The organism is Arthrobacter sp. 05T45 (genome assembly GCF_056395875.1).
Genome location: NZ_JBFTKI010000001.1, coordinates 141089 through 165043 on the forward strand (window position 1 = coordinate 141089; position 23955 = coordinate 165043).

General features: G+C 67.4%; 23 protein-coding genes. 13 read left to right on the forward strand and 10 right to left on the reverse strand.

Annotated features, from left to right (window positions below; translation table 11 throughout):
* The first annotated feature begins 5 nt into the window (after positions 1–5).
* Positions 6–569 (forward strand): GNAT family N-acetyltransferase, encoded by a 564-nt coding sequence (locus AC1DGD_RS00675; protein WP_223913678.1) that lies wholly within the window; start codon positions 6–8, stop codon positions 567–569.
* Between the two features lie 87 nt (positions 570–656).
* On the opposite strand, the gene AC1DGD_RS00680 is transcribed toward AC1DGD_RS00675, so the two are convergent.
* The 6 genes from AC1DGD_RS00680 to AC1DGD_RS00705 form a co-directional block, all read right to left on the reverse strand.
* Positions 657–1283, reverse strand: a complete 627-nt coding sequence (locus AC1DGD_RS00680; protein ID WP_476855580.1) for a dihydrofolate reductase family protein — start codon at positions 1281–1283, stop codon at positions 657–659.
* Between the two features lie 402 nt (positions 1284–1685).
* Complete coding sequence (locus tag AC1DGD_RS00685) at positions 1686–4274, reverse strand: hypothetical protein (protein WP_476855581.1); 2589 nt, start codon at positions 4272–4274, stop codon at positions 1686–1688.
* Positions 4275–4281: 7 nt separating this feature from the next.
* Positions 4282–5064 (reverse strand): peptidoglycan-binding protein, encoded by a 783-nt coding sequence (locus tag AC1DGD_RS00690; protein WP_476855582.1) that lies wholly within the window; start codon positions 5062–5064, stop codon positions 4282–4284.
* Between the two features lie 245 nt (positions 5065–5309).
* Positions 5310–7526, reverse strand: coding sequence for a S9 family peptidase (locus tag AC1DGD_RS00695; protein WP_476855583.1), 2217 nt, complete (start codon positions 7524–7526; stop codon positions 5310–5312).
* A 27-nt stretch (positions 7527–7553) separates the two neighbouring features.
* Positions 7554–8657 (reverse strand): LCP family protein, encoded by a 1104-nt coding sequence (locus tag AC1DGD_RS00700; protein WP_476855584.1) that lies wholly within the window; start codon positions 8655–8657, stop codon positions 7554–7556.
* A gap of 74 nt (positions 8658–8731) precedes the next feature.
* Positions 8732–9727 (reverse strand): LCP family protein, encoded by a 996-nt coding sequence (locus AC1DGD_RS00705; RefSeq protein ID WP_476855585.1) that lies wholly within the window; start codon positions 9725–9727, stop codon positions 8732–8734.
* 452 nt (positions 9728–10179) lie between these two features.
* Between AC1DGD_RS00705 and AC1DGD_RS00710 the strand changes: the two genes are divergently transcribed.
* Positions 10180–10431 carry a hypothetical protein gene (locus tag AC1DGD_RS00710; RefSeq protein WP_343213085.1) on the forward strand — a complete coding sequence of 84 codons (252 nt, stop codon included), beginning with the start codon at positions 10180–10182 and terminating at the stop codon, positions 10429–10431.
* A gap of 53 nt (positions 10432–10484) precedes the next feature.
* Here AC1DGD_RS00710 and AC1DGD_RS00715 read toward each other — a convergent pair whose 3' ends face one another.
* Positions 10485–11108 carry an arsenate reductase/protein-tyrosine-phosphatase family protein gene (locus AC1DGD_RS00715; RefSeq protein ID WP_476855586.1) on the reverse strand — a complete coding sequence of 208 codons (624 nt, stop codon included), beginning with the start codon at positions 11106–11108 and terminating at the stop codon, positions 10485–10487.
* A gap of 126 nt (positions 11109–11234) precedes the next feature.
* On the reverse strand, positions 11235–11657 hold the full coding sequence (arfB, locus tag AC1DGD_RS00720) for an alternative ribosome rescue aminoacyl-tRNA hydrolase ArfB (protein ID WP_476855587.1): 423 nt from the start codon (positions 11655–11657) through the stop codon (positions 11235–11237).
* Positions 11658–11761: 104 nt separating this feature from the next.
* Between arfB and paaA the strand changes: the two genes are divergently transcribed.
* From paaA to galU, 7 genes are all read left to right on the forward strand, one after another.
* The gene (gene paaA / locus AC1DGD_RS00725) at positions 11762–12787 is read left to right on the forward strand and encodes a 1,2-phenylacetyl-CoA epoxidase subunit PaaA (protein WP_476855588.1); all 1026 of its coding nucleotides are present in this window, start codon (positions 11762–11764) and stop codon (positions 12785–12787) included.
* A complete protein-coding gene (paaB, locus tag AC1DGD_RS00730) occupies positions 12784–13086 on the forward strand; it encodes a 1,2-phenylacetyl-CoA epoxidase subunit PaaB (protein WP_079554945.1) in 303 nt (100 codons plus the stop codon). The genes paaA and paaB overlap by 4 nt, the downstream gene beginning before the upstream one ends.
* Before the next feature lie 20 nt (positions 13087–13106).
* Entirely contained in the window at positions 13107–14003 is an 897-nt protein-coding gene (gene paaC, locus AC1DGD_RS00735; protein WP_476855781.1) for a 1,2-phenylacetyl-CoA epoxidase subunit PaaC, read from the forward strand.
* Positions 14004–14014: 11 nt separating this feature from the next.
* Entirely contained in the window at positions 14015–14599 is a 585-nt protein-coding gene (gene paaD / locus AC1DGD_RS00740; RefSeq protein ID WP_476855782.1) for a 1,2-phenylacetyl-CoA epoxidase subunit PaaD, read from the forward strand.
* A 15-nt stretch (positions 14600–14614) separates the two neighbouring features.
* Positions 14615–15841: a 1,2-phenylacetyl-CoA epoxidase subunit PaaE gene (gene paaE / locus AC1DGD_RS00745; RefSeq protein ID WP_476855589.1), complete on the forward strand. Its 1227-nt coding sequence runs from the start codon at positions 14615–14617 to the stop codon at positions 15839–15841.
* 41 nt (positions 15842–15882) lie between these two features.
* Positions 15883–16662 carry an enoyl-CoA hydratase/isomerase family protein gene (locus tag AC1DGD_RS00750; RefSeq protein ID WP_476855590.1) on the forward strand — a complete coding sequence of 260 codons (780 nt, stop codon included), beginning with the start codon at positions 15883–15885 and terminating at the stop codon, positions 16660–16662.
* 98 nt (positions 16663–16760) lie between these two features.
* A complete protein-coding gene (galU, locus tag AC1DGD_RS00755; RefSeq protein ID WP_476855591.1) occupies positions 16761–17651 on the forward strand; it encodes a UTP--glucose-1-phosphate uridylyltransferase GalU in 891 nt (296 codons plus the stop codon).
* On the opposite strand, the gene AC1DGD_RS00760 is transcribed toward galU, so the two are convergent.
* Positions 17648–18112 carry an Lrp/AsnC family transcriptional regulator gene (locus tag AC1DGD_RS00760; RefSeq protein WP_476855592.1) on the reverse strand — a complete coding sequence of 155 codons (465 nt, stop codon included), beginning with the start codon at positions 18110–18112 and terminating at the stop codon, positions 17648–17650. The genes galU and AC1DGD_RS00760 overlap by 4 nt on opposite strands.
* 159 nt (positions 18113–18271) lie before the next feature.
* On the opposite strand from AC1DGD_RS00760, the gene pdhA reads away from it, so the two are divergent.
* Genes pdhA through AC1DGD_RS00775 form a run of 3 tightly spaced genes read left to right on the forward strand, consistent with a single transcriptional unit; the run spans position 18272 to position 22214 of the window.
* On the forward strand, positions 18272–19501 hold the full coding sequence (pdhA, locus tag AC1DGD_RS00765; protein WP_476855593.1) for a pyruvate dehydrogenase (acetyl-transferring) E1 component subunit alpha: 1230 nt from the start codon (positions 18272–18274) through the stop codon (positions 19499–19501).
* Positions 19498–20610 carry an alpha-ketoacid dehydrogenase subunit beta gene (locus AC1DGD_RS00770; RefSeq protein WP_476855594.1) on the forward strand — a complete coding sequence of 371 codons (1113 nt, stop codon included), beginning with the start codon at positions 19498–19500 and terminating at the stop codon, positions 20608–20610. The genes pdhA and AC1DGD_RS00770 overlap by 4 nt, the downstream gene beginning before the upstream one ends.
* 2 nt (positions 20611–20612) lie before the next feature.
* Positions 20613–22214, forward strand: coding sequence for a dihydrolipoamide acetyltransferase family protein (locus tag AC1DGD_RS00775; RefSeq protein WP_476855595.1), 1602 nt, complete (start codon positions 20613–20615; stop codon positions 22212–22214).
* Between the two features lie 49 nt (positions 22215–22263).
* Here the strand turns inward: AC1DGD_RS00775 and AC1DGD_RS00780 are convergent, their stop codons facing one another.
* Entirely contained in the window at positions 22264–22908 is a 645-nt protein-coding gene (locus tag AC1DGD_RS00780; protein ID WP_476855596.1) for a TMEM175 family protein, read from the reverse strand.
* Between the two features lie 231 nt (positions 22909–23139).
* Here AC1DGD_RS00780 and AC1DGD_RS00785 point away from each other — a divergent pair, with 231 nt between their 5' ends.
* On the forward strand, positions 23140–23955 hold the full coding sequence (locus tag AC1DGD_RS00785) for an MBL fold metallo-hydrolase (protein ID WP_476855597.1): 816 nt from the start codon (positions 23140–23142) through the stop codon (positions 23953–23955).

The window sequence follows — 23955 nt, forward strand, 5'->3', positions numbered from 1 at the left end:
GGGACATGAATGAACCCAAGCCACTGCCTCCGCTGCCCATCCGCACCGAGCGGCTGGTGCTGCGGCGTTTTGCAGCCGCCGACCTCGATGCCTTCCATGCCTACCACTCGCTCCCGGAAACCGCCCGGTTCCTGCCCCGCGAGGCCAAGAGCTACACCCAGTCGATGGAAACGGTGGGACGGTACGCCAACTTCGAGTTCGAGAAGGAGGGCGACTGGGTGGCCTTGGCCATTGAGGCCCAGGATTCGCCCGGCCTCCTCGGCGAGGTGGTGCTGAAGTGGCTGGAGGGGTGCGGGCAGGCCGAGATCGGCTGGAGCCTGGCCCCGGAGGCGCGGGGACGGGGCATCGCGAGCGAGGCCGCCCGGGCACTGCTGAAGCTCGGCTTTGAGGACCTGGGCTTCCACCGCATCGACGCCAAGCTCGATGCCCTGAACACAGCCTCGGCGGCGCTTTGTGAACGGCTCGGCATGCGCCTGGAATCACGGCAGGTGGACAAATGGCATTACAAGGGCGAATGGGCCACGGAAGTGGTGTACGCCATGCTCGCGGACGAGTGGAAGGCCCGCTGACCGGGCCCGGCGCTTGAACTCGGTCAACTCCGCCTGGTGCAGCGTAGCGGCCGACTCAACCATCGGCCGCAAGCTCAACCGCGGGCCTCAGGTGCCGGACGAACCAGGCTCATAGGTCCCGTACGTCGGGAGCCCGGCCGACTCATAGACAAGAATCGCGAGTCCGCCCGGCGTCGCCTCATGGCGGACCAGACGCAGGCCCGCCGGGGCGCCGCCGGCCGGAAACAGTTGCCTGCCGTTACCGACCACCACAGGGGCGATCACCAGCCTCAGTTCGTCGATCAGCCCCTTCGCCAGCAGCGACTGGGCCAGCCGGGCACTCCCGTGGATCTGCAACTCCCGGCCGGGCTGCCTCTTCAACTCAGCGACCTGTGCGGGGACGTCCCCGGACAGGATGGTCGTGGGCGCCCAACCAGCCTGCGCCAGGCTCTGCGAGGCCACGTACTTCGGCAAACCGTTCATCTTCTCAGAGAACGGATCATCAGGGTCCGTGATTCTCGGCCAGTCCCTCGCAAAGTTGACGTAGGTGCGGCGGCCGAACAGCAACGCATCCGCCTCACCCAGCCAGTCCGCCGCCTGCTGTATGAATTCCTCGTCAAGATAGGGGACGAACCAACCTCCTTGTGAGAAGCCGTCGCTGGTATCCTCCTCGGGCGATCCAGGACCCTGCGCCACGCCGTCCAATGTGAGGAACTCTGTCAGCGTTAGTCTCATCGTGTTGCCTCTCCGTGCGGGGTGCTGGGTGCCGGGTGCTGGGGCCTGGGTGCTGGGGCCTGGGTGCCGGGTTCACCGGCCCGGGCTGGGCCTGGAATCACGGCAGGTGGCAAGTGGCACAACAAGGACGAACGGGCCACGGAAATGGTGTACACCATCCCCGCGGATGAATGGAAGGCCCGGCAGCAGGTACCCGGCGGCCGAAGGCGCAGCGAAGCCCCAATCTAAGGGACGCGCAAATCTAAGGGAAGTACCGACCTGTCGGGGTAGCGCTCTGACGGGGTGGCGGTCTGTCGGGACGCCGATCTGACGCAGATGGCCGGAATGAAGTCCTCATTCCGGCCATCTGCGTCCATTCGGAACCGATTCGGGCCCGGGCCGAACCCGATTCGGGTTCCCGACTTAGGGTGCCGGCGGCGCGGTGGATACCGGCGCCGGTGAGACCGTGCCCGGTGCGGGAGCCGCGGGTTGCGTCAGTTGCTGCCCTGCCGGCTCCGTGGCACCGGAGCCCGGGGCGGGACCGGACGACGTCGTACCGTCACTCGGCGCCGCGACTCCCGTGGCTCCCGTGGGTCCCGGGGCCGGGGCCTGCGTGCTGCCGGGGGTGGTTTCGGCAGTGGCTCCCGACGTCGTACCGGGCGTGGCAGCGGTACCGGCACCAGGCGTGGCGCCGGAGGTTGCGCCGGGCGTGGCACCGGAGGTTGCGCCGGGCGTGGCGCCCGGAGTTGGCGCTGTGCCGGCGGACCCGGCCGGGGTGGCGCTCGGATCGGCCTTGATGACAGCCATGATCTGTTCCTTGTACGCGCTGAGCCGGCCCTGGATCTCCGAGAGCGGCTGGTTCCGCAGGTCCTTGCCGTAGGCGGCGATCTCCTGCCACAGCTCGTTGAGCCTGGTCATGCCGTCGCTGCTCAGGGGCCCATCCAGGGTCAGGACAAGTTGGCTGGCCAAGGCGTAGGTCAGGCACCGGACGCAGTTGTAGTTCGCCGACGCCGAGAGATTTTCCGGAACGATCACATCGGTCTGTCCCACAATCAGGACCACCTGGAAGCCCACCGCCACGGCGGCGCAGTCCGCGCAGCTGGCAAAGGCGTACGCCTCATTCCTGGTGTCCACGGTGTCACCGTCCTCGGCCCAGACCAGGGCGAAGGCGACGTCGTAGACCACGGAACCGTCAGTGGTGTTGACCGCGAGCGACTGGTTGCCGTCGTCCTCCGGATCGGCCGGCTTGTCGAAGGGGAAGACCCAGGAAGGGGCAGCCGGCGCCGCCGCGGGGCCGGTCTGGTTTGCGGTGCTGGCCGTGCCGGACTGCCGGGGCACCAGGACCATGCTCAGCTGCGGGTCCTCGCGTGTGGGCCGCCGGGCGCCCTCCGGCCACAGGGCAACGGTCGTTCCCGACTGGCCCTCGGCCATCCGGGACGCGGCGGAGGCCGGGAAGACGGCGGTGGTGGCGTCGGCAAGGGTGCCGCGCTCGTAGGGCTGGACCGGGCGGTAGGTGTCAGCTCCCGGCCACCAGGCCCAGGCGAGGCCCGCCGCCACCGCCGCGATCGCAACGATGGCGGTGGCACGCTGGAGGGCCTTGCCGCGGGTCCTGCGCCACAGGCCGGTGGCCAGCTGGCGGACCAGGCGCAGCAGGATGTAGAAGATGCCCAGCACCGGCAGCGCCAGGCAGGCGATCGCGATCACCCGCACAGCGGCGTCGGCGACGTCCCCGGTGGCGACGCTGTGGGAAAGCATGGCCTGCTGTTTCAGGCCGTTGTCCCAGGCGGTGCCCAGAACGCGCGGCAGGGTGAGCACCATGGTGGCCATGCTGAAGAGCAGCAGGGGGACCGTGACCAGCACCCAGATGGTGACCACGGCCCGCGCCCAGGGCTTCAGGAGCCCGGCTTCGGGATCTGTCTTCCGCCACGGCACCAGGGCCAGCAGCGTGGGCTTGATGCGCTGGAACAGGTCCGGGACACCGGTAGCGTCGGCCAGGATATGGTAGCCGTCGAAGCGGACCAGCGGCATCAGCTGCCGGACCATCTGCAGGATCTGGGTAACCACCACCAGCAGCAGCGCATCGAAGCCGGTGGCCCACCAGATACCCATGATCGCGACCGCCACGATGGCGTTGAAGTACAGTCCGCCGAGGTCCGTGCGCAGCCGGCCGCCGCGCCCCAGCCGGTAGGAATCCGTGACGTCGGTATAGAAGGCCGGCCACATCAGATACAGGCCGGTCCCCATGGCGCCGGGGGTGGCCCCGCCGCGGCGGGCGGCGGCGGCGTGGCCGAACTCGTGGAAACCGGCCGAGAGCACCGTGACCACCAGGATCAGAAGCACCAGGCCGGGGTTGGCGAAGGCCTCATGCGTTGCCGATGCCAGACCCTTGACCATCAGCACCCACCAGCACGTGGCCAGGAAGGCCGCGGTCACGGCCACCACGATCAAGGGGTTGAACAGCGTGGCGAACGGCGCGGTGATCTTCCGGGTGCGGTCCGGATCGGTCACCGAGTACCGGAAGCGCATCCCCAGCAGCGGGTTCGATTTCTTTACCGCGGGCTCGGAGCCGTCCGCCAGCTGCAGGAGGCCGAGGGGGAGCAGCTGGGAAGTGATCAGGGTGCGGACGTTCTCGGCACTGACGAGCCGTCCGAAAGTGTCACTGGCGTGCCCGGCGATTTCTTCCAGGCCCCGCTCGCCGTCGATCGCCTCGAGCACCAGGTACAGCAGTCGGGTGAGCTGGATGGTCTGGCCGTCGGAACGGCGCACGAGGGACGGGGCTTCCTTGTAACCGGACCCCTTCGCCTCGCCGATCAGCTGGACGCCGGCGGCCCGCACCGGAACCGGGTGCAGGCCGACCGCCGCGGACGCCGCCGGGCCGGCAGCGTCGCCGCGTGCACCGGCTCCGGAGTCGGTGCCGGAGCCGGGCGATGTGGCGGCGGATGTGGCGCCGCCGGCGGCAGGCAGGGCCGGAGGGCCGTCCTGCCCGGACGGCCCTCCGTGCACAGTGCTCATCTAGGTGCTACTGCTTCAGGTCGGACTGCTGGTCAGCCGACGCCGTAGCGTCACCATGGATGTCCTGGTTGATGATGGCATCCTGCTGGGCGACGGCGAACGCGTTGCTGTCGATGGAGCCGATGTTGGCGCCGACGGCAGCGTCGATCGGCGCGGCCACGTTGGCGTTGGCGGCCACCGCACCGTTGATCGGTGCCGCGATGCCAGCGTTGGCGTCCAGGTTCACATCGACGTTGAGCAGGTTGCCGTTGAGGGCACCCGCGGCGCCGGCAGCGGCTCCCACGTCAGTCGGCAGCGCACCGTCCAGGTCCGGGGCCGTGCCATCCGGCAAGACGCCGGTGGCATCGGCGGGTACCGTGCCGGCCGGTACAGCGCCGCCGAGATCGGCCGTGGCGGCAGGCGTGGCCGGATCGGTGGGGGCAGGCGCTGCGGCAGAATCTGCTGTGGTCCCGGCATCCGTACCGGTGCCCTGGTCGATGACACTGTCCTGGGTGGAGTCTGCCGTGGCATCGCCTGTGACGCCCTGGTTGATAATGGTGCCCTGGTCGGCGAGGGCCTGGGACTCAGACCCGAAAGAGAGCACGTTTGCCGAGGCTGCCGCATCAATCGGCGCGGCAACGTTGGCGTTGGCCGCGACGCCGAGGTCGATCGGCGCCGCGGCGCTGATCCCCAGGTTCAGGTCGGCGTTCAGGTCCAGGACGGAGGCGACTTCCTTGTCCGGGAGAGCGGTGCCGCCCTGCGCCATCAGCTCATCATCAGTCAACGGGGTCATTCCCTGCTCAACGCTCATAACAAACTCCATCTCCGGCACCGTGTGCCCGGTCAAAGCCCTACGACGCCCCGCCCCCAGCGGACGGGTTCCACGTCGAAGTGCCCATCATGCCAGTAAATAGTAAGCATGATGAGCAAATATCGGTAGCGGGCTCCCGGATTAATGCCGGAAAGCCCGCTGACCGGCCGGAAAACGCATCGATTGCTCCGTAAGTGCCCTCATGGAGGTCCCAAAGGGCGCCCACGGAGCAACCGATGGGGTTCTTACTTCAGTCCGGATTCGGGCAGCAGTTCGGTGGCGCCGAGGGAATCGGCGACGAACGCGTAGTCCCAGGCCCGTTCGCGCCACTGCACGTACCGACCCGACGCGCCGCCGTGGCCGCCTTCCATCTCGATTTTCAGGACGACGGGTTCGCTGCCGGTGTTCACCTCGCGCAGCCGCTGCACCCACTTGGCCGGCTCCACGTAGAGCACGCGGGTGTCGTTGAAGCTGGTGACCGCGGCGATCTTCGGGTACGCCACGGCACGGACGTTCTCGTAGGGCGTGTACGACTTCATGTACGCGTACACGGCCGGGTCGGTGATTGGGTTGCCCCATTCCTCCCACTCCAGCGCCGAGAGCGGCAGGTCGGGGTCCAGGATGGTGGTCAATGCGTCCACGAACGGGACGGCGGCAACGATCGCCGCGTACTTTTCCGGCGCCAGGTTGGCGACCGCGCCCATGAGCAGGCCGCCGGCGGAGCCGCCCATCGCCGCGATCCGTGCCGGGTCGACCCAGCCGGAACCGGCGAGCCAGTCCGTGGCCGCAATGAAGTCGGTGAACGTGTTTTTCTTGTGCAGCTTCTTGCCGTCGTCGTACCAGTGCCGGCCCAGCTCGCCGCCGCCCCGGATGTGGGCGATCACAAACACGATGCCCCGGTCCAGCAGGGACAACCGGGGGATCCCGAAGCCCGGATCCATGCTCATTTCGTAGGAGCCGTAGCCGTACACCAGGCCGGCCGCCGTCGAATCCTGCCGGACGGAGGCATGGCGGAGGACCGAGAGCGGAATCCGGGTCCCGTCGGACGCCACCGCCCATTCCCGGGTGGCGACGTAGTCCGACGGCGTGTAGCCGCCCAGCACCGGGCTCTCCTTGCGCAGCAGGAGTTCACCGGCCGGGAGCTCCGGGGTGGGCAGCACAAAGTCGTAGACCCGCGACGGGGTGAAGTAGGAGGTGTAGCCCATCCGGATGACGGGCGCCTCGTAGTCGGAGCCCGCGACGCCGGCGGTATACAGCTCTTCGGCGAACGCAGGTTCCACGGCGGCGCCCTGCTCCGGGGTGCCCAGTCCTGCCAGGGGCAGGACCTGGACCCGTTCAATGGTGTCCTTGCGCACGGAGACCACCGCGTGGGTCGACGTGACGCCAGCGCCGTTGACCCGGACCTGGTCGGAATGGGCGACGACGGTATCCCAGTGCTGCTCGGCGAGCGGCTTTGCGAGCTCGGCCGGGTCCACCAGCGAGACCATGGAATTGATGGCGTCCTTGTTGTGCGTGAGCAGAATCCGCTCCCGGCCCCGTCCCGTGGCTTCCGCCAGCAGGAACGGCTCGGCCTCGTAGAGGATGCGCTCGTCGCGGGAGATCACGGTGCGCAGGCCGGCGTCGGGGTCATCAAAGCGCAGCAGGCGGGTCTCGCTGAACTCGGAGCAGCCGATGCTGAGCACCAGGTGCCGCCGGTCGGCAGAGAGCTCGAAGCCGAGCCACATGGCGACGTCGTCCTCCTGGTAGATGACCGTGTCCTCGCCGACGGGTGTGCCGAGCACGTGGGACTTGACCTGGTACGGCCGCCACGAATCGTCCACCACGGTATAGAAGATCCGGCTGCCGTCGGGGGAGAAGGAGATGCCGTAGAAGACGTTCTCGATCACATCCGGCAGCAAGTCGCCGGTGCGGAGGTCCTTGATGCGCAGGGTGAAGCGCTCGTCGCCGGCGTTGTCCACGGCGTAGGCGTAGAGGGTGCCGTCGATGGTCGTGGCGGCCCCGCCCACGGCGAAGAACGGCTTGCCCTCGGCCTCGAGGTTGCCATCGAGCAGGACCTCCTCGCCGGGGATGACGACGCCGGCCTCCACGGCCGGCGGAGTCCAGTCCGCGACGCGGTCCCCGGTGTCCTGGCCGCGCACGCGGCAGTGGATGCCGTACTCCTTGCCCTCGACCGAGCGGGTGAAATACCACCAGCCGTCCTTGCGGTTCGGGACGGAAAGGTCAGTTTCCTGGGTGCGGCCCTTGATTTCCTGGAAGATTGCCTCGCGCAGCGGCTCCTGGTGCGCGGTCACGGACTCCTGGTAGGAGTTTTCAGCTTTGAGCAGGTCCACGACCTCTGCGGACTCCTTGTCCCGGAGCCACTCGTAGTTGTCCTCGAACGCGTCGCCGTGATGGGTGCGCACCGAGGGAACTTTCCGGGCGACGGGAGGCTGCGGGGACGGCGGGGCGGGAGTCTGGGTCATGGACCCAATCTACCGAAGAGCGGCGCCTCAATTGCCGTTCTGCAGATTGTTGGCCGCCACGTAGCCGGCGAGCGTTCCCGAGCGCAGTGCGGCGGAGAGCGCTGCGGTCGCGGCAGGGTCCTTCAGGACAATCGACTGGCCGTCCCGGCTGGTCCCGGTGCCGGCGGTCGGCAGGGTGAAGAACACGCCACGTCCCGGCGGCGTGCTCCGCAGGCCGAAGGCGAGGTTTTCCAGCGACTCCAGGGTGAAGCTTGCGTCCAGGGTCACGTGCGGCAGCACCGTCTTGATGAGTTTGCGGACGGTGCCGCGGTCCGCCAGGCCGCCTTCGGAAGCCAACTTGGCCATCATGGCTTTCAAGAACGTCTGCTGGTTCCGGACCCGCTGGTAATCGCCATCGGCGAAGGCATGGCGCTCGCGGACGAAGGCCAGGGCCTGCAGCCCGTTGAGGTGGTTCACGCCCGCCGGGAAGTGCACCTTGTCATCTGCGGTGGCGGTGAATGACTGTTTGATGTTGACGTCGACACCGCCGAGCGCGTCCGTCATGGCCGCGAACCCTTGAAAATCCAGCATCACCGTGTGGTCGATGTGCGCACCCAGCAGCGCCTCCACCGTCCGCGTCATCAGCGGCAGTCCGCCCAGTTCCAGCGCGGCATTCACCTTCGCGGTTCCGTGGCCGGGGATGTCCACCCAAAGATCGCGCATGATCGAGATGCCGTAGACGCTCTTCCGGTCCGCCGGGAGGTGGATCAGCACAAGAGCGTCGCCGCGCTGGTCGGAGGTGGTGCCGCGGGCCGCCGCCGCCCGCTCATTCACCCGGCTGTCGCTCCCGATCAGCAGGATGTTGAGGGCGACGGCGGGTGGTTCCGGGGTGGGCGTGGGGGTGGGTGGCGGCGAGGGCGTGGGGCTCGGTGCCCTCGCCGTGGCGGCAGCCGGGGTGGCGGCCGGTGCCGTGGCTCCGGCCGGGCCGGTGCCACCGGGCCGCTGCACGGTGAGGACGTAGGCCGCGACGGCCACGACGACCGCGAGCAGCGCCCCCAGGAGCAGAATAATCGGACGACGGCGGCCTGCCGCAGGGGACGGGGGAGGGGACGCCGCGGAAGCCGCGGCTGCTGGCTCCGGAGCGTTCCCCATGAACGGACGCTAGCACCGCTGCTGCCGCGGGCTAAGGGTCCAAGGGTCTCTCCTGGCCCCTCAGTTGACGGGAGTCAGTTCCCGTTCTCGAACTTGTTCGTCGCGACGTATTCGCCCAGGGTGTCAGAGGCCATCGCCGCGGAGATCTTTTGGATGGCGTCCGGGTCGGCCAGCACGATCGACTGGCCGTCCGTGGACGTTCCGATGCCCCCGGTCGGCAGGGTGAACATGACGGTGTTCTGCGCCCGGATGTCCTTGAGCTCGAGCCCCAGCCCTGCCACGGCTCCCGAATCAAAGGTCTTGTCGACCGTGACGAACGGCGAGACGGCACCGACCATGTTGTTGATGGTGATCGGGTTGCTCAGCGTCTGGCCGGCAGTCGATTTCTTGATGATGGCCCGCAGGAACTCCTGCTGGTTGCGGACCCGCTGGTAGTCGCCGTCGGCGTAGGCATGGCGTTCGCGCACGAAGGCCAGGGCTTGGGTTCCGTCGAAGGTGTGCTGGCCCGGGGCGAAGGACTGGCCCGGCAGTGCGGTGGAGCTGAACGGCACCTTGATGTTCACAGTTACCCCGCCCAGCGCGTCGGTGAGGCCCTTGAAGCCCTCGAAGTCGATCATCGCCACGTGATCGATGCGCTGGTGGAAGATCGACTCGACGGTCTGCACCATCAGCGGCGTACCGCCAAGGGCCAGTGCCGAGTTGATTTTCGCCTCGCCGTGCCCGGGGATGTCCACCCAGAGGTCGCGCATGATGGACATCGTGTAGATGTTCTTGCGGTCCGCCGGGATGTGCATGAGCATCAGCGTGTCCGCGCGCTGGTTCGTGGGCGTTCCACCCGCGGCATCAGCCTCGGTGGCGCCGCGGCTGTCGCTGCCCATCACCAGGATATTCATCGCGGTGTTGGTCTTCTGCGGACGCGTGGACTCGTCGGGGAAGGCCTGCTCAATCTTGCTCGTGCCGGAGTCGAAGGTCCGGGCCAGGTTGAAGAGGTAGCCGCCAGCCACCACAGCGACGAGCGCCACGACTACGGCAACGGCGATCAGCACCTTGCGGCCCCGGTGTTTCCTCACGGGCCGCCGTTCCCTGGATCCGGCCGCGGGGACTTGGTCTGCGCTGTCGAAGGGGTGCGTCATGTATTCCTCTTGGTCAGTCGGGACGGTGCCCGGAATCTATCTGTCGCTACTCAGGCTGGCTGCACTCAGGCTGGCTGCGCCGGGGGCCAGGTGCCGGAAAGTGGGCCCGGTGGCGGCCTTCTTTACAGTACACCGGGCGCGGCAACAACAGTTTTGGACAAAGAAGGCACTAGATAACGCGGGGTTCCCCGGATATGAAGCGCACTGTTGCCTGCGTCACACTCCCTGCCTAGGCTGGGGGCGGTCGCAGCGTCGCGGCCAAACCGGTCGCAGCGTCGCGGCCAAAGCAGTAAATGCACGAACAGGGGAATCGTTTGAACCACAAACTCCGGGTTCTTGTCAGGCTCGACCTCGATTGCGGTCAGGCAGAAGTAGCAGCGCAGGGACATGTGACGGCAAGAAGCCTCCAGGCCCTGTACGTGGTGGTCAAGCGGGCGAACCACCTGAGAGAAGGACTCCATCTGGTGTTGGATGTCAGCCACGCCGTGGTGGAGCCGGCAGCCCTGGAGCAGCTGCGGGAGTGCTCAGCCTCCCACCACCTGCCCGCCGCCATTGATCCGCTTCAGTCCGAATGCCAGCTCAGCATCGTGGCGCCGGTGGAACCGATGGCGGTTCCCCGGGCCAGGAGGTTGGCGGCATAGCTCCGGGCCGTCGAACGAAAACCCCTCCGGGAGTGCCCGGCTCTTGCGGCCACTCAGCCGTTGTGGAACTCAGCTGTGGTGCGCGCGAAACGCAGGATGGTGAGGAGCGCGGGCGCGAGCTCGTACTCCATCTGCCGGTACATTCCCTCGCCGCGCCCGTAGGGATCCACGACGTCGTCCTCTGGAACGTCCTGGGCAAGTGTCAGGTGCCGGACCGCAGCGGCCCGGGCGGGCAATTCGCGCCAAAAGCTTCTCAGGTCCACCGCCGGATCCGCCGTGCCATCCCGCTGGGTGCTGCCGCGCTGTTCCAGGACCCTCAGCATGCGCGCGAACTCGCGGATGGTAAACGTGCGCCGGAGCAGGGAGGCATCCATCTGCAGTGCTTCGCCGCGGTGATGTGCGGCCATGGTCAGGACCAGATCGGTGTGGCGCAGGATCGTCGGCGTCAACTGCCGGGCGGCAAAGCCGTCCGGTGTTCCGCCATAACTCCGGATGATGTCCGCTGAGCTGGGCTGGACGGGCTCGCCCACCATGGCCCGGGTGCCGGCACTCTCTACCTCAAAGGCGCCGGGTTTCATCCGGTCAAGTCCTGCCTGGAGCAGGCGTTCCGCGACGGGGGAACGGCAGATGTTCCCTGTGCAGACGGTCAGGATCCGAATGGGTGGGGACGACTCCAAGGCTTCCATTTTCCGTTTCGTGATGCTTAGCGGCGACGTAATGTCCGAGCTTATCGTTCCCCGGGCACGGGCGCGCGTTTCCAGCTGGCTGGATGACTGGCTGGACGGCTGGATGGCTGGACGGCGCTATTCGGCGGACGGCCGCCGTCGTTGCTGTTTCGTCGCTGCCCGCTGTTCCTTTGCGGCGAGGCGTCGACGGTTCGAGCCGCGGGTGGGTTTGGTCGCCCGGCGGCGGGCGGCCTCGGGGGCAAGGCCCTCTGCCACGAGGCCGGCGAGCTTGGCCAGGGCGATCTCGCGGTTGCGCAGCTGGGAGCGCTGCTCGGCGGCGGTCACGGTGATCACTCCGGCGATGAGGCGCCGTTCAAGGCGGGTGGCCAGTATCAGCCGTTGACCATCCGAGAGCGCCGTCGAGGCCGCGACGTTCCACGAGAGTTCGACGCGGCTGTCCGAGGTGTTGACGTGCTGGCCGCCTGGCCCGGACGAGCGCGAGAACCGCCAGCGGAGTTCCGACGCGGGAATGGTGAGCGCGGCCGACACCTCCAGATCCATGCAACCAGCGTTACACGGATTCCTGTCCTTGACGCATCTCCGGCCTTCCGCATATCCTGAACGAACGGTCGGTAATTATTTATCCGAAATCATTAGGAGCAACCATGGCATCGCAGACCCTGCAGTCAGTGCCCGCCGATCCATCGCAGGCACGGCATGAACTGAGCCCCGAGGACGCGGCCCGGCTCGACGCCGAGGGCCAGGCATACTTCGACAAGGTCATGGCGGAAGATTCCCGGATCGAGCCGCGTGACTGGATGCCCCCGGCCTACCGCAAGACGCTCCTGCGCCAGATCTCGCAGCACGCGCACTCGGAGATCATCGGCATGCAGCCCGAAGCCAACTGGATCTCCCGCGCCCCGAGCCTGAAGCGTAAGGCCATCCTCATGGCCAAGGTCCAGGACGAGGCCGGCCACGGTCTCTATCTGTATTCCGCTGCTGAAACCCTCGGCCAGCCGCGCGATCAGATGATGCAGGACCTGATGGACGGCAAGGCCAAGTACTCCTCCATCTTCAACTACCCCGCCCGCACCTGGGCCGACATGGGTGCCATCGGATGGATGGTCGACGGCGCCGCGATCGCCAACCAGGTGCCGCTCTGCCGCGCCTCCTTCGGCCCCTACGGCCGGGCCATGGTGCGGGTCTGCAAGGAAGAGTCCTTCCACCAGCGCCAGGGCTTCGAGATCCTGCTGGAACTCTCCAACGGCACCCCCGAGCAGAAGCAGATGGCACAGGAAGCGGTCAACCGCTGGTACGCCCCCGCCCTGATGATGTTCGGCCCGCCGGACGACGATTCGCCCAACTCCAAGCAGTCCATGGCCTGGAACATCAAGCGGTTCAGCAATGACGAGCTCCGCAACCGGTTTGTCGGCATGATGATGGAGCAGGTCAAGGTCCTCGGCCTGACGCTTCCGGACAAGGACATCCGGTTCAACGAGGAAACCAAGAAGTGGGAGCATGGGCCGCTGGACTGGGATGAATTCCATGAAGTCCTGGCCGGCCGCGGCCCCTGCAACGCCCAGCGCCTGGAACGGCGCCGCGAGGCACACCAGAACGGCGCCTGGGTGCGCGAAGCCGCAGCCGCATACGCCGAGAAGCAGAGCCGCAAGCAGAAGGAATCAGCAGCATGACAACCGAACCCCACGCAGGCAACGTCTGGCCCATCTGGGAAGTATTCGTCCGCTCCAGCCGCGGCCTGTCCCACGTCCATGCAGGATCGCTGCACGCGCCCGACGCGGCCATGGCCCTGCGCAACGCCCGGGACCTCTACACCCGCCGCAACGAAGGGGTATCCATCTGGGTGGTCCCGGCCGAGGCCATCGCCTCCAGCGACCCCGATTCCAAGGGTTCCTTCTTTGAATCCCCCCAGGGCAAGGACTACCGCCACGCCACGTACTACACCAAGAGCGAGGGCGTGAAGCACCTGTGAGCACCACTCCCGAAACAGACATGCACGACAGCGGCCACGGCGACATCTCCGTCGGCGTATCCGGTGCGGGCGCCAGCGGTGACGGCACCGCGAGCGCCACCCGCATCACCCCCGGCAACGCCCTCCGTCCCGAAGACATCGCCCTGGCCGTCAGCCGCGGCTCCGCGAAACCGAGCGAGGACGCTGCCGAGTTCGCCCTGCGCCTGGGTGACGACGCACTGATCCTGGCCCAGCGCCTGGGTCACTGGATCTCCCGCGCGCCGGAGCTCGAAGAGGACGTCGCCCTCGGCAACATCGCCCTGGACGAACTGGGCCATGCCCGGTCCTTCCTCAGCTACGCCGGCGGCCTGGACGGGCGCAGCGAAGACGATCTCGCCTACTTCCGCCGCGAGCACGAGTTCCGCTCCGCGGCGCTCTTCGAGCAGCCGAACGGGGACTTCGCCGTCACCATCGCCCGGCAGTTCGTGGTCAGCTACTACCAGTTCGAGCTCTACCGCCGGCTGACGTCCTCCACCGACTCCACCCTGGCCGGCATCGCCGCCAAGGCGGTCAAGGAAGTTGACTACCACCGGGACCACAGTGCCCAGTGGGTGCTGCGCCTGGCCCTCGGCACGGACGAATCGCGACGGCGCATGATCCAGGCGTTCAAAGTCGTCTGGCCCTTCGTCGATGAGTTGTTCCGCGACGACGAACTCACCGGACGCCTCAGCGAAGCCGGCGCCGCGCCGCAGCCGTCGAGCCTGCGCGAGGACTTCGACCGGCTCACCGGCGAGATCCTGGCCGAAGCCGAGCTCGAGGTCCCCAACGTCCAGCCATCACCGGGCGGGGGCCGCCGCGGCCTGCACTCCGAACACCTCGGCTACATCCTCGCCGAGATGCAGGTGCTCGCCCGCGAGTACCCCGGAGCCAGCTGGTAGAGACCATGGAAATGTTTGTCTCCGATCCGGAAACCGCCGAGCGCCGCAACGCCGCCAAGGGCAATACTGCCCGGGAGAAGGCCTGGGCGGTCGCTGCCACCGTGTGCGACCCCGAAATCCCGGTCCTCACCATCGCGGACCTCGGCATCCTGCGCGATGTCCAGGTCTCGACGGAACCAAGCGCTGACGACGGCGGGATGGTTCCCGCCGTCCGGGTCATCATCACCCCGACGTACTCCGGCTGCCCCGCCATGGACGCCATCCGGGATGACCTCACCACGGCCTTCCACCGCGCCGGGTACCCGAGCGTCCGGGTCGAACTTGTCCTCTCGCCGGCCTGGACCACTGACTGGATGAGTGCCGACGGCAAGGCCAAGCTGGAGCAGTACGGGATAGCCCCACCGTCCGGCCGGACGGCTGTTGACGGAAAAGCAGTCCGGCACGCCGGCCCGGTCCGGCTCTCGCTCGCCGTCAAATGCCCCCAGTGCTCATCCCTGAACACCAAAGAACTCACCCGCTTCGGTTCCACATCCTGCAAGGCCCTCTACGTGTGCCAGGACTGCAAGGAACCGTTCGACTACTTCAAAGTCTTGTAAGGAACAGGTGCTTCCATGAAGGTTGTCCGCCAGACCGCCGCGGAGTCGGCCGCAGCCACCGGCCGCCGTCGTGCGTCCTTCCACACCCTGACGGTGGACGAAGTCCGCCGGCTCACCGACGACGCCATCGAGGTGACGTTCGGGGTCCCGGCCGAGCTCGCCGGCCAGTTCGACTACCTGCCGGGCCAGTACGTCGCGCTGCGCACCACCCTGCCCGACGCCGACGGCCAGCCTCACGAGATCCGCCGCAGCTACTCGATCTGCGCCGAACCGCGCAGTTTCGCGGACGGCAGCAGCGAAATCCGCGTGGCCATCAAGAAAGACCTCGGGGGCCTGTTCTCCACGTGGGCCAATGCCGAACTCAAGGCAGGCGACGTCCTCGACGTCATGAGCCCCATGGGAGCCTTTGTCTCCAAGCACGGACGCGACGGCAAGTCCGTGGAACAGAACGTCATGAACTCCATGAACCATCCGGAAGAGTTGGCGGGCGAGCCCGGATCTTTCGTGGCGATTGCCGCCGGCTCCGGCATCACCCCGGTGATCGCCATCGCCCGCACCCTGCTGGCGGCCCACCCGGAAACCCGCTTCGACCTCGTCTACGCCAACAAGGCCGCGATGGACGTGATGTTCCTTGAAGAACTCGCGGACCTGAAGGACAGATACCCCGCCCGGCTGGCGCTGCACCACGTGCTCTCGCGTGAACAGCGGATCGCGCCGCTGCTCAGCGGCAGGATCGACGCCGAGAAGCTGCGGGCGCTGCTGGGCACCGCGATCCACGCCGAGGACGTCGACGAATGGTTCCTCTGCGGCCCGTTCGAACTCGTCCAGCTCTGCCGGGACACCCTCGCCGCGCGCGGCGTCGCCCCGGAGCATGTCCGCTTCGAACTGTTCACTTCCGGCAAGCCGGAGCGCCCCGAGGGCAACATCGGCCGGCCCGTGGTCACGGACGAATCCAAGGAAACCTACAAGATCACGTTCAAGCTGGACGGGCTGCAGGGCGAAGTGGCCAGCCCCACCCATGCCCGCGAGTCCATCCTCAACGCCGCGCTCCGGGTCCGCCCCGATGTGCCGTTCGCCTGCGCCGGCGGCGTCTGCGGCACCTGCCGGGCCAAGGTGGTCAGCGGCAACGTCACCATGGACGAGAACTACGCCCTGGAGCAGGATGAACTCGACAAGGGCTACGTCCTGACCTGCCAGTCCCACCCCACCACACCGGAAGTCACGGTCGACTTCGACGTCTAAGGTTTTTCGACGTCCAGGCCTTTTCGAATCCAAGGAGCCCCATGATTTCCCTCTCCATTGCCGACGGCGTCGCCGAGGTCGTACTCGACGCCCCGCACAAGCTCAACTCCCTCGACGAGCAGGCGCTCGCGGATTTGTCCCGGGCGTACGACGACGCCGCTGACGCCGCCGGGCGCGGCGAGGTCCGGGCGCTGCTGCTCCGCGGCGAGGGCCGGGCCTTTTGCGCCGGCCGTGACATTGCCGGCGTTAAACCGGAGAGCGATGACGCGCAGGCCTACCTCGGCGGGCTCGTCCAGCCGCTGCTGAAGAAAATGAGCGCCTTCCCCGCGCCCACGTTCGCCGCCGCCCAGGGCGCCTGCCTGGGTGTGGGGCTGGGGCTGCTGCTGGCCACGGATGTGGTCTACGTGGCAGAGAATGCCAAGGTCGGCTCACCGTTCGCCAAGCTCGGCGCCACCCTCGATTCGGGCGGGCACTGGTATTTCACCGAGCGCCTCGGCATGCACAGGACCCTGGACCTGATCTACACCGCCGAGCTCATGAGCGGCGCCGACGCCGTGGCGCAGGGCCTGTTCAGCCGGGCCATGCCCGTGGCGGAACTGCTTGAGAATACCCGCGCCATCGTGGCCGACGTTGCCACCGGCGCCACGGGTGCGTTCCGGGCCAGCAAGGAGCTCGTCGCGCACATCCGGGACCAGCGGCTGGGGCTGTGGGAGGCCATGGAAGAGGAAAACGCAGAACAGGCACGGCTGTGCAAGAGCGAGGACTACGCCGAGGGTTTCCGGGCCTTCCAGGAGAAGCGCAGCCCGGTTTTCAAGGGCTGAGGGCCGGCCCGGTCGGGGTACCCGGAAACGCATTTCCCGGCTACTCGTCTTTGCTTCGAAGCATTCTCATTTCCGGAACCCGCTTGTAATGTTCGGTTATGACTCTGGGGAAATCTGTAAATAAGGCTGTCATACCCGCGGCGGGACTGGGAACCCGGTTCCTGCCGGCAACTAAGGCGATGCCAAAGGAAATGCTGCCCGTGGTCGACCAGCCGGCCATCCAGTACGTGGTGGAAGAAGCCGTCCGGGCCGGGCTGACGGATCTGCTCATGGTGACCGGGCGCCAGAAGCGGGCGCTGGAGGACCACTTTGACCGCGAGCCCTCGCTGGAGCACGCCCTCGAACTCAAGGGTGATTTCGACAGGCTGGAGGCCGTCCGCCACGCTTCCCGCCTGGGCCCGCTGCACTACGTGCGCCAGGGCGACCCCAAGGGGCTCGGTCATGCCGTCCTCTGCGCCCGCCAGCATGTCGGGTACGAACCGTTCGCCGTCCTGCTGGGCGATGACCTGATCGACGAGCGGGACGAGCTGCTGACCGCCATGATGGATGTCCAGGCCCGGACCGGCGGCTCGGTTGTGGCCCTGATCGAGGTGGATCCGGCGGAAATCAGTGCCTACGGCTGCGCCGACGTTTCGGTTGTGCCGGGCCAGGACCATGTGCGGGTCAACCGGCTCGTGGAGAAGCCTGCCGCCGCCGAGGCCCCGTCCAACCTGGCCGTGATCGGCCGGTACATCCTGCATCCGGAGATTTTCGATGTCCTGGAGGACACTCCGCCCGGCCGCGGCGGCGAAATCCAGCTGACCGACGCGCTGCAGACCCTTGCCGTGTCCGACTGCGAAGGCGGAGGCGTCTACGGGGTGGTCTTCCGGGGCCGCCGGTACGACACCGGAGACAAACTGAGCTACCTCAAGGCGGTCATCTCGATCGCAGCCGACCGGGTGGAATTCGGCGAAGAGCTCCGGGCCTGGATGAAAGCATTCGTCAGCTAGCGGGTGTCCAGGTCCTCGAACACCAGGAACGTCTGGGTGTCCAGGACTCCGGGCATGGACTGCAGCTGATCGAAGATCACCCGGCGAAGATCGATGTTGTCCACGGCGCGCACCAGCAGGATGACATCGAAGTCCCCGCCGACCAGAGCGATGTGATGGACCTCGGGGATCGCGCGCAGGAGTTCGCGCAACTCGCGCCAGGAATGCTGGCGCACTTTCAGCGTGACGTAGGCAGACGACTTCAACCCGGCTTTGATGGGATCCACCAGGGCGGTGAACTTGGTCAGGACGCCTTCGCCCGTGAGCCGGGCGATCCGGGTGTAGGCGTGGGCGCGGGAAATGTGGACGTTCTCGGCCACCTGTGTCACCGACATCCGGCCGTCTCGGGTCAGCTCCGCGATGATGTTCCGGTCCATATCGTCCAGCGGTACCGCCACCTGCTCTGATTCGAGCTCTGCCATTCGTCTACGACCCCCGCCGGTAATCCAGCTCACACTTACGATTTGTCTTCCAGACTAGGGCAAATTTGTGGACATCTCCACGATTCACGGGAGAGGTGGATACGAAACATCAGCTGGCGGCATACTGGGAAAGATTAGTGGCTACAGAAGGACGGACCAATGACGATCTCCGCAGACCACGCTGCGCAGCCAGCTGCGCAGCAGGCCGCGCAACAAGATCCAGCCGGTGATGCCGTGAGCAAGTTCGGTATCACCGTTGAGGACTACATGCTGCCCGCACGCCACCAGATCCAGATGGTGGGCCCGGACGGAACCCTGAATCCCCACACGGAACAGGGTACCCAGCCGGGGCACGAGTACAGCCTGCCCAGCGAGACCGAACTGATGGCCGCCTACGAGCAGCTCGTCATCGGCCGCCGCGTCAATGACCAGAACTCCGCGCTGGTCCGGCAGGGCCGCATGGCCGTCTACCCCTCGAGCCACGGCCAGGAGGCGTGCCAGGTTGCCGCCGCACTGTGCCTTGCCGAGGGTGACTGGCTGTTCCCCACCTACCGCGACTCCGTGGCCGTCATGGCCCGGGGCGTGGATCCGGTCCAGACGATGACGCTCTTCCGCGGCGACTGGCACGGCGGTTACGACCCCGCCAAGAACAAGGTCGGCATCCAGTGCACCCCGCTGACCACCCAGTTGCTGCACGGCGTCGGCGTTGCCCACGCCGCCAAGCTGCGCGGCGAGGACACCGTGGTCCTGGCCATGTGCGGCGACGGCGCCACGAGCGAAGGCGATTTCCACGAGGCCCTGAACTTCGCCGCCGTCTTCCACCTGCCAGTGGTCTTCTTCGTCCAGAACAACCAGTACGCGATCTCCGTGCCGCTGGCGCACCAGTCCGTTGCGCCCTCCCTGGCCCACAAGGCCGTGGGCTACGGCATGGCCGGCGAACGCGTGGACGGCAACGACATCGTGGCCCTGCTCGCCGTGCTCGGCCGGGCCGTCAAGCTCGCCCGGGAAGGTTCCGGCCCGCTGCTGGTGGAGGCGCACACCTACCGGATGCAGGCGCACACCAACGCCGATGACGCCACCCGCTACCGGCAGGACAGCGAAGTCGCCGAATGGGTGGCGAAGGACCCGCTGAGCCGGATGCAGACCTACCTGACGGACCGCGGCCTGCTGGACGACGACCGCGCCGCCGTGATCGCCGACAAGGCGGAGGCGGTAGCCACGCAGCTGCGCGAAGGCCTCAGCGAAGAGATTCCGGTGGAACCGCAGGATCTCTTCAAGTACGTCTTCTCCACCCCCACACCACAGCTGAAAGAACAGTCCGCCATGCTCGCCGACGAACTGGCCCGGGACGCCGCATCCGCATCCACCTCAAGGGAGGCCGGGAAATGAGCCCCACCATCACCACGTCCTCCGAGGCGAACGGCAACGTCAGCGCCGCGACCGCCCGCGCCGCCGCCAAGGCTGCTGTTGCGGCCGAGCAGGCCGGCCCGCAGACCATCACCCTGGCCAAGGCCCTGAACACCGCGATGGCGGACGCCATGCACGCGGACCCCTCGGTCCTGGTCTTCGGCGAGGACGTCGGCATGCTCGGCGGCGTCTTCCGCATCACGGACGGGCTCACCAAGACCTTTGGCACGAGCCGCTGCTTCGACACCCCGCTGGCCGAATCCGGCATCGTCGGCATGGCCGTCGGCATGGCAATGAACGGCATGCGCCCGGTCATCGAAATGCAGTTCGACGCGTTCGCGTACCCGGCCTTCGAACAGATCGTCAGCCACGTCGCCAAGATGCACAACCGCACCAAGGGCGCCCTGAAGCTGCCCATGGTCATCCGGGTCCCTTACGCCGGCGGCATCGGGGGAGTGGAGCACCACTGCGACTCGTCCGAGGCCTACTACGCGCACACTGCCGGTCTGAAGGTCTTCACCCCGGCCACCGTGGCCGACGGCTACCGGATGCTTCGCGAAGCCATCGACTCCGATGACCCCGTGATGTTCATGGAGCCCAAGAAGCTGTACTGGTCCAAGGACCAGGTGGACCTGGACGCGCTGCGCGCCGAGCACGCCGCGAACACCGAGCGCGGCACGTCCTCCGAGGGCCGGGCCGCCGTCGCCCGCCCCGGCACCGACGCCACGCTGATCGCCTACGGTCCGTCCGTTCCGACGGCGCTCGCCGCAGCGGCCGCCGCCGCCGAGGAAGGCCGCTCGCTGGAAGTGATCGACGTCCGCTCGATCGTGCCGTTCGATGATGAGACCGTCTGCGCCTCGGTCCGCAAGACCGGCCGCGCCGTGGTGATCGCCGAAGCCCACGGCTTCGCGTCCGTGGCCTCGGAAATCGTCGCCCGGGTCCAGGAACGCTGCTTCCACCACCTGGCCGCACCGATCCGCCGCGTCACCGGCTTCGACGTGCCGTACCCGGCGCCGAAGCTCGAGCACTACTACCTGCCCGGCGTGGACCGCATCCTCGACGCCGTTGACGACCTCCAGTGGGAAGACTGACCATGAGCGAACCGAAAGTATTCCTCCTGCCGGACCTGGGCGAAGGCCTCACCGAAGCCGAGCTCGTGAACTGGCTCGTGGCCGTGGGCGACGAGATCCGCGTGGACCAGCCGATCGCCGAGGTGGAGACCGCCAAGTCCATGGTGGAGGTGCCCTCCCCGTACGCCGGCACCGTGGCCGTGCTGCACGGCGAACCCGGCCAGACGCTCGACGTCGGCAAGCCGCTGATCTCTGTGATGCCGGTCGGTGTTGCTGTTTCCTCCGTTTCCGCTGGTGACGCCGCCACAGGCGATGCCGCCCCCGCCCCTTCGCCGGACGGCATTGCTGCAAGCAGCATGCCGTCCGGCTCCGACAGGCCCGATGCCACTCCCGGGGCGGCATCGCCTGCGTCGGCTGGGTCTGCGGGTAAGGCGCCGGCCGTTGTTGCTGACTCGCCTGTCGCTCCTGTTTCTTCGCCTGCTGCTGTTGCGGCTGAGGCTTATCGCGAGGAGGAGAAGGCCGGGTCCGGCAATGTCCTGATTGGTTATGGGACTCCGGGCGGGCATGGGGTTGCCCGGCGGACCCGGGCTCCTAAGCGGGCTGCGGGGGCCGAATCGGTTTCCGGGGTCTCTGCTGCCGAGAAGGCTGCCGATGACCTGGTGCTGCTGCGCACCCGGGTTCCCGGGAAACTGGGGGCCGTTATTTCTCCGCTGGTTCGCCGGATGGCGCGCGACCATGGGGTTGATTTGGGGGAACTCCACGGCTCGGGGGCCAGCGGGCTCATCATGCGGCGCGATGTTGAGGCCGTCATCAAGCCGTCGCCGGTGGTTGAGCGTCCGGCTGCTGCGGAGTCTGCCGCGCCGGCCGCGCCTGCCGCGGGTTCCGGCACCGACGCGCGCACCGGTCTGGGCATTTCCGGACGCACGGCGGTCCGGGGAGTGCGGAAGGCCGTCGCGGCAAACATGTCGCGCAGCCGCTCCGAGATCCCGGAAGCCACGGTGTGGGTGGACGTGGACGCCACTGCGCTGGTGGAGATGCGTGCCGCGCTGAAAAAGGCGGACCCGCACAACACCCCGGGCCTGCTGGCCTTCATCGCACGGTTTGTTACTGCCGGGCTCAAGAAGTTCCCGGAGCTCAACACCCGGATCGTGACCACGGAGGATGCCGCGGGTGGGGCGATGCAGGAGATTGTGGCCTTCGACGGCGTCAACCTCGGGTTCGCGGCACAGACCGACCGCGGACTGATGGTGCCGTCGGTGCGGAACGCGGACAAGCTCAGCGCCCGCGAACTGGACGCCGAAATCCGCCGCCTCACCGCCGTCGTGCGCGAGGGCAAAGCGACCCCGGCGGAACTGGGCAGCGGCACGTTCACGCTGAACAACTACGGCGTGTTCGGGGTTGACGGTTCCGCCGCGATCATCAACCACCCCGAGGTGGGGATCCTCGGCGTCGGGCGGATCATCGACAAGCCCTGGGTGGTCAACGGCGAGCTCGCCGTCCGCAAGGTCACCGAGCTGACGCTCACGTTCGACCACCGGGTGTGCGACGGCGGAGCGGCCGGCGGCTTCCTGCGCTACGTCGCGGACGCGATCGAGAACCCGGGGTCGGCACTCGCGGACATGTGAGGCTTAACCGGGGATCTGCATCCCGATTGAGGGGACAGGGGCCGCGCAATCACTCTTGTGCGGCCCCGGCGGCCCCGGCGGCCCCTGCCGTCCCCTGCCGCGCCGAAAGCCACTGTGCCAGCCACGACGCCGGCAGGAGCAGCAGCCACGCGAACGGCGTGTAGGCCTTGAGGACGAACGCCGCGGGAATTGAGAGCAGGAAGACCAGCGCCACGGCAATCCGCGCATAAAAGATCCGGCGGTGGACGTGGGCGGCCATCTCGCGGTCCATGAGCCCCGCATGCTTCGCATAGCCCCAGATGGCCGCCAGCATCAAATAGACAGCGGCAATGTTGGCGGCGTACAGGACGCTCGGCCACGGGGTGGGGTCGTCCCCGTAGTCGCTGAGGATCGACGTCGGACCGGGCAGCATGGCGATGAAGAACAAGAGGGCAAGATTCAGCCAGGCCAGGTTCGCATTGAAGCGGCGGATGAGGGCAAAGTCGGAGTGGTGGGACATCCACGTCTTGGCGATGATGACAAAGGACAGGGCGTACGCCAGCAGCTGCGGCAGGGCAGCAACCAGGGCGTCGTCCACCTGGTCCGCGGGAATTCCTTCAGGCAGTTTCAGGTCCAGGGCCAGGAGGGTCAGGGCTATGGCGAAGACGGCATCGCTGAAGAACACCATCCGCTCCAGGGACGTGCCGGATTTCAACGGGAGCCACCCCCATTCGTTCGGTGGAGCACCTGGCTCATCGAGGGAAGTAGCCCACAGGCTACACCGCCGCGCGGGCCACGACGAGGGGTCCGGGCATACCCGCCACAGGGACGGGACGGGCATGCCCTGAAGGGAAATGCCAGCCAGCGCGGGTAGAATCGAGGCCTGTACAGCACCAACAACGCTGGACCAACAATGCCGGAAAAGCGTCGGAAATACGGAGATTCAATGTCACGATGGCTCGAGGTCGGTCCGGACAACTACGTACTGACAACTCAAGGTTCCCTGCTCAACACGGGTCTGGTGGTCGGCACCGAACGCGCCATGGTGATCGACACCGGCGGCGGGCCCCGGCAGGGCCGCGAGATCCTGGCTGCCGTGCGGGAAAAGACCGGGCTGCCGCTCGTCGTGGTCAACACGCACGCCCACTTTGACCACTTCTTCGGCAACGCAGTCTTCGCCAGTGAGGGCGTCACGGAGTTCTGGGCTCACGAGAACTGCGCCGCGGAAATCGAGGAGAACGGTGACGAGCAGCGCCGGCTCGTGGCCTCCGCGGAACCCGAAATGGCGGCCGGTCAGGGCTCCGACGCTGAGTTGGTGGTTCCCAACGCCATCGTGAAGGACCAGCCGGTCCTGGTGGATCTTGGCGGGCAGACCGCCACCTTGTTCTATCTGGGCCGCGGACACACCGACGGCGACCTCCTGGTCGGCACGGCAAGCACCCTCTTCGCCGGCGACCTCGTCGAACAGGGTTCCCACCCGTCCTTCGAGGACTCATTCCCGGAAGACTGGGCCGACGCCCTCCGGCACCTCTCCGCGCTGCGGCACCGCTACGAATTCCTGATTCCCGGCCACGGCGAACCGTGCTCGGACCAGTTCGTCAAGACCATGGCCAACACCATGACCACCGCGGTCCGGCAGGCGATCCAGGCCACCCGGGAAACCCCGGACGACGCCACCAAGGCCATCCCGATCCTGCCGTACGGCCCCGAACAGTCGCGCTGGTTCATCAAGCGCCTGCAGGACACGCGGGCCCACCGCTAG

Coding starts and splice junctions, on each gene's coding strand:
- AC1DGD_RS00675 (WP_223913678.1), top strand. CDS start 6: ATGAATGAACCCAAGCCACTGCCTCCGCTGCCCATCCGCACCGAGCGG.
- AC1DGD_RS00680 (WP_476855580.1), bottom strand. CDS start 1,283: ATGAGACTAACGCTGACAGAGTTCCTCACATTGGACGGCGTGGCGCAG.
- AC1DGD_RS00685 (WP_476855581.1), bottom strand. CDS start 4,274: ATGAGCACTGTGCACGGAGGGCCGTCCGGGCAGGACGGCCCTCCGGCC.
- AC1DGD_RS00690 (WP_476855582.1), bottom strand. CDS start 5,064: ATGAGCGTTGAGCAGGGAATGACCCCGTTGACTGATGATGAGCTGATG.
- AC1DGD_RS00695 (WP_476855583.1), bottom strand. CDS start 7,526: ATGACCCAGACTCCCGCCCCGCCGTCCCCGCAGCCTCCCGTCGCCCGG.
- AC1DGD_RS00700 (WP_476855584.1), bottom strand. CDS start 8,657: ATGGGGAACGCTCCGGAGCCAGCAGCCGCGGCTTCCGCGGCGTCCCCT.
- arfB (WP_476855587.1), bottom strand. CDS start 11,657: ATGGATCTGGAGGTGTCGGCCGCGCTCACCATTCCCGCGTCGGAACTC.
- paaA (WP_476855588.1), top strand. CDS start 11,762: ATGGCATCGCAGACCCTGCAGTCAGTGCCCGCCGATCCATCGCAGGCA.
- paaB (WP_079554945.1), top strand. CDS start 12,784: ATGACAACCGAACCCCACGCAGGCAACGTCTGGCCCATCTGGGAAGTA.
- paaC (WP_476855781.1), top strand. CDS start 13,107: ATGCACGACAGCGGCCACGGCGACATCTCCGTCGGCGTATCCGGTGCG.
- paaD (WP_476855782.1), top strand. CDS start 14,015: ATGTTTGTCTCCGATCCGGAAACCGCCGAGCGCCGCAACGCCGCCAAG.
- paaE (WP_476855589.1), top strand. CDS start 14,615: ATGAAGGTTGTCCGCCAGACCGCCGCGGAGTCGGCCGCAGCCACCGGC.
- AC1DGD_RS00750 (WP_476855590.1), top strand. CDS start 15,883: ATGATTTCCCTCTCCATTGCCGACGGCGTCGCCGAGGTCGTACTCGAC.
- galU (WP_476855591.1), top strand. CDS start 16,761: ATGACTCTGGGGAAATCTGTAAATAAGGCTGTCATACCCGCGGCGGGA.
- AC1DGD_RS00760 (WP_476855592.1), bottom strand. CDS start 18,112: ATGGCAGAGCTCGAATCAGAGCAGGTGGCGGTACCGCTGGACGATATG.
- pdhA (WP_476855593.1), top strand. CDS start 18,272: ATGACGATCTCCGCAGACCACGCTGCGCAGCCAGCTGCGCAGCAGGCC.
- AC1DGD_RS00770 (WP_476855594.1), top strand. CDS start 19,498: ATGAGCCCCACCATCACCACGTCCTCCGAGGCGAACGGCAACGTCAGC.
- AC1DGD_RS00775 (WP_476855595.1), top strand. CDS start 20,613: ATGAGCGAACCGAAAGTATTCCTCCTGCCGGACCTGGGCGAAGGCCTC.
- AC1DGD_RS00785 (WP_476855597.1), top strand. CDS start 23,140: ATGTCACGATGGCTCGAGGTCGGTCCGGACAACTACGTACTGACAACT.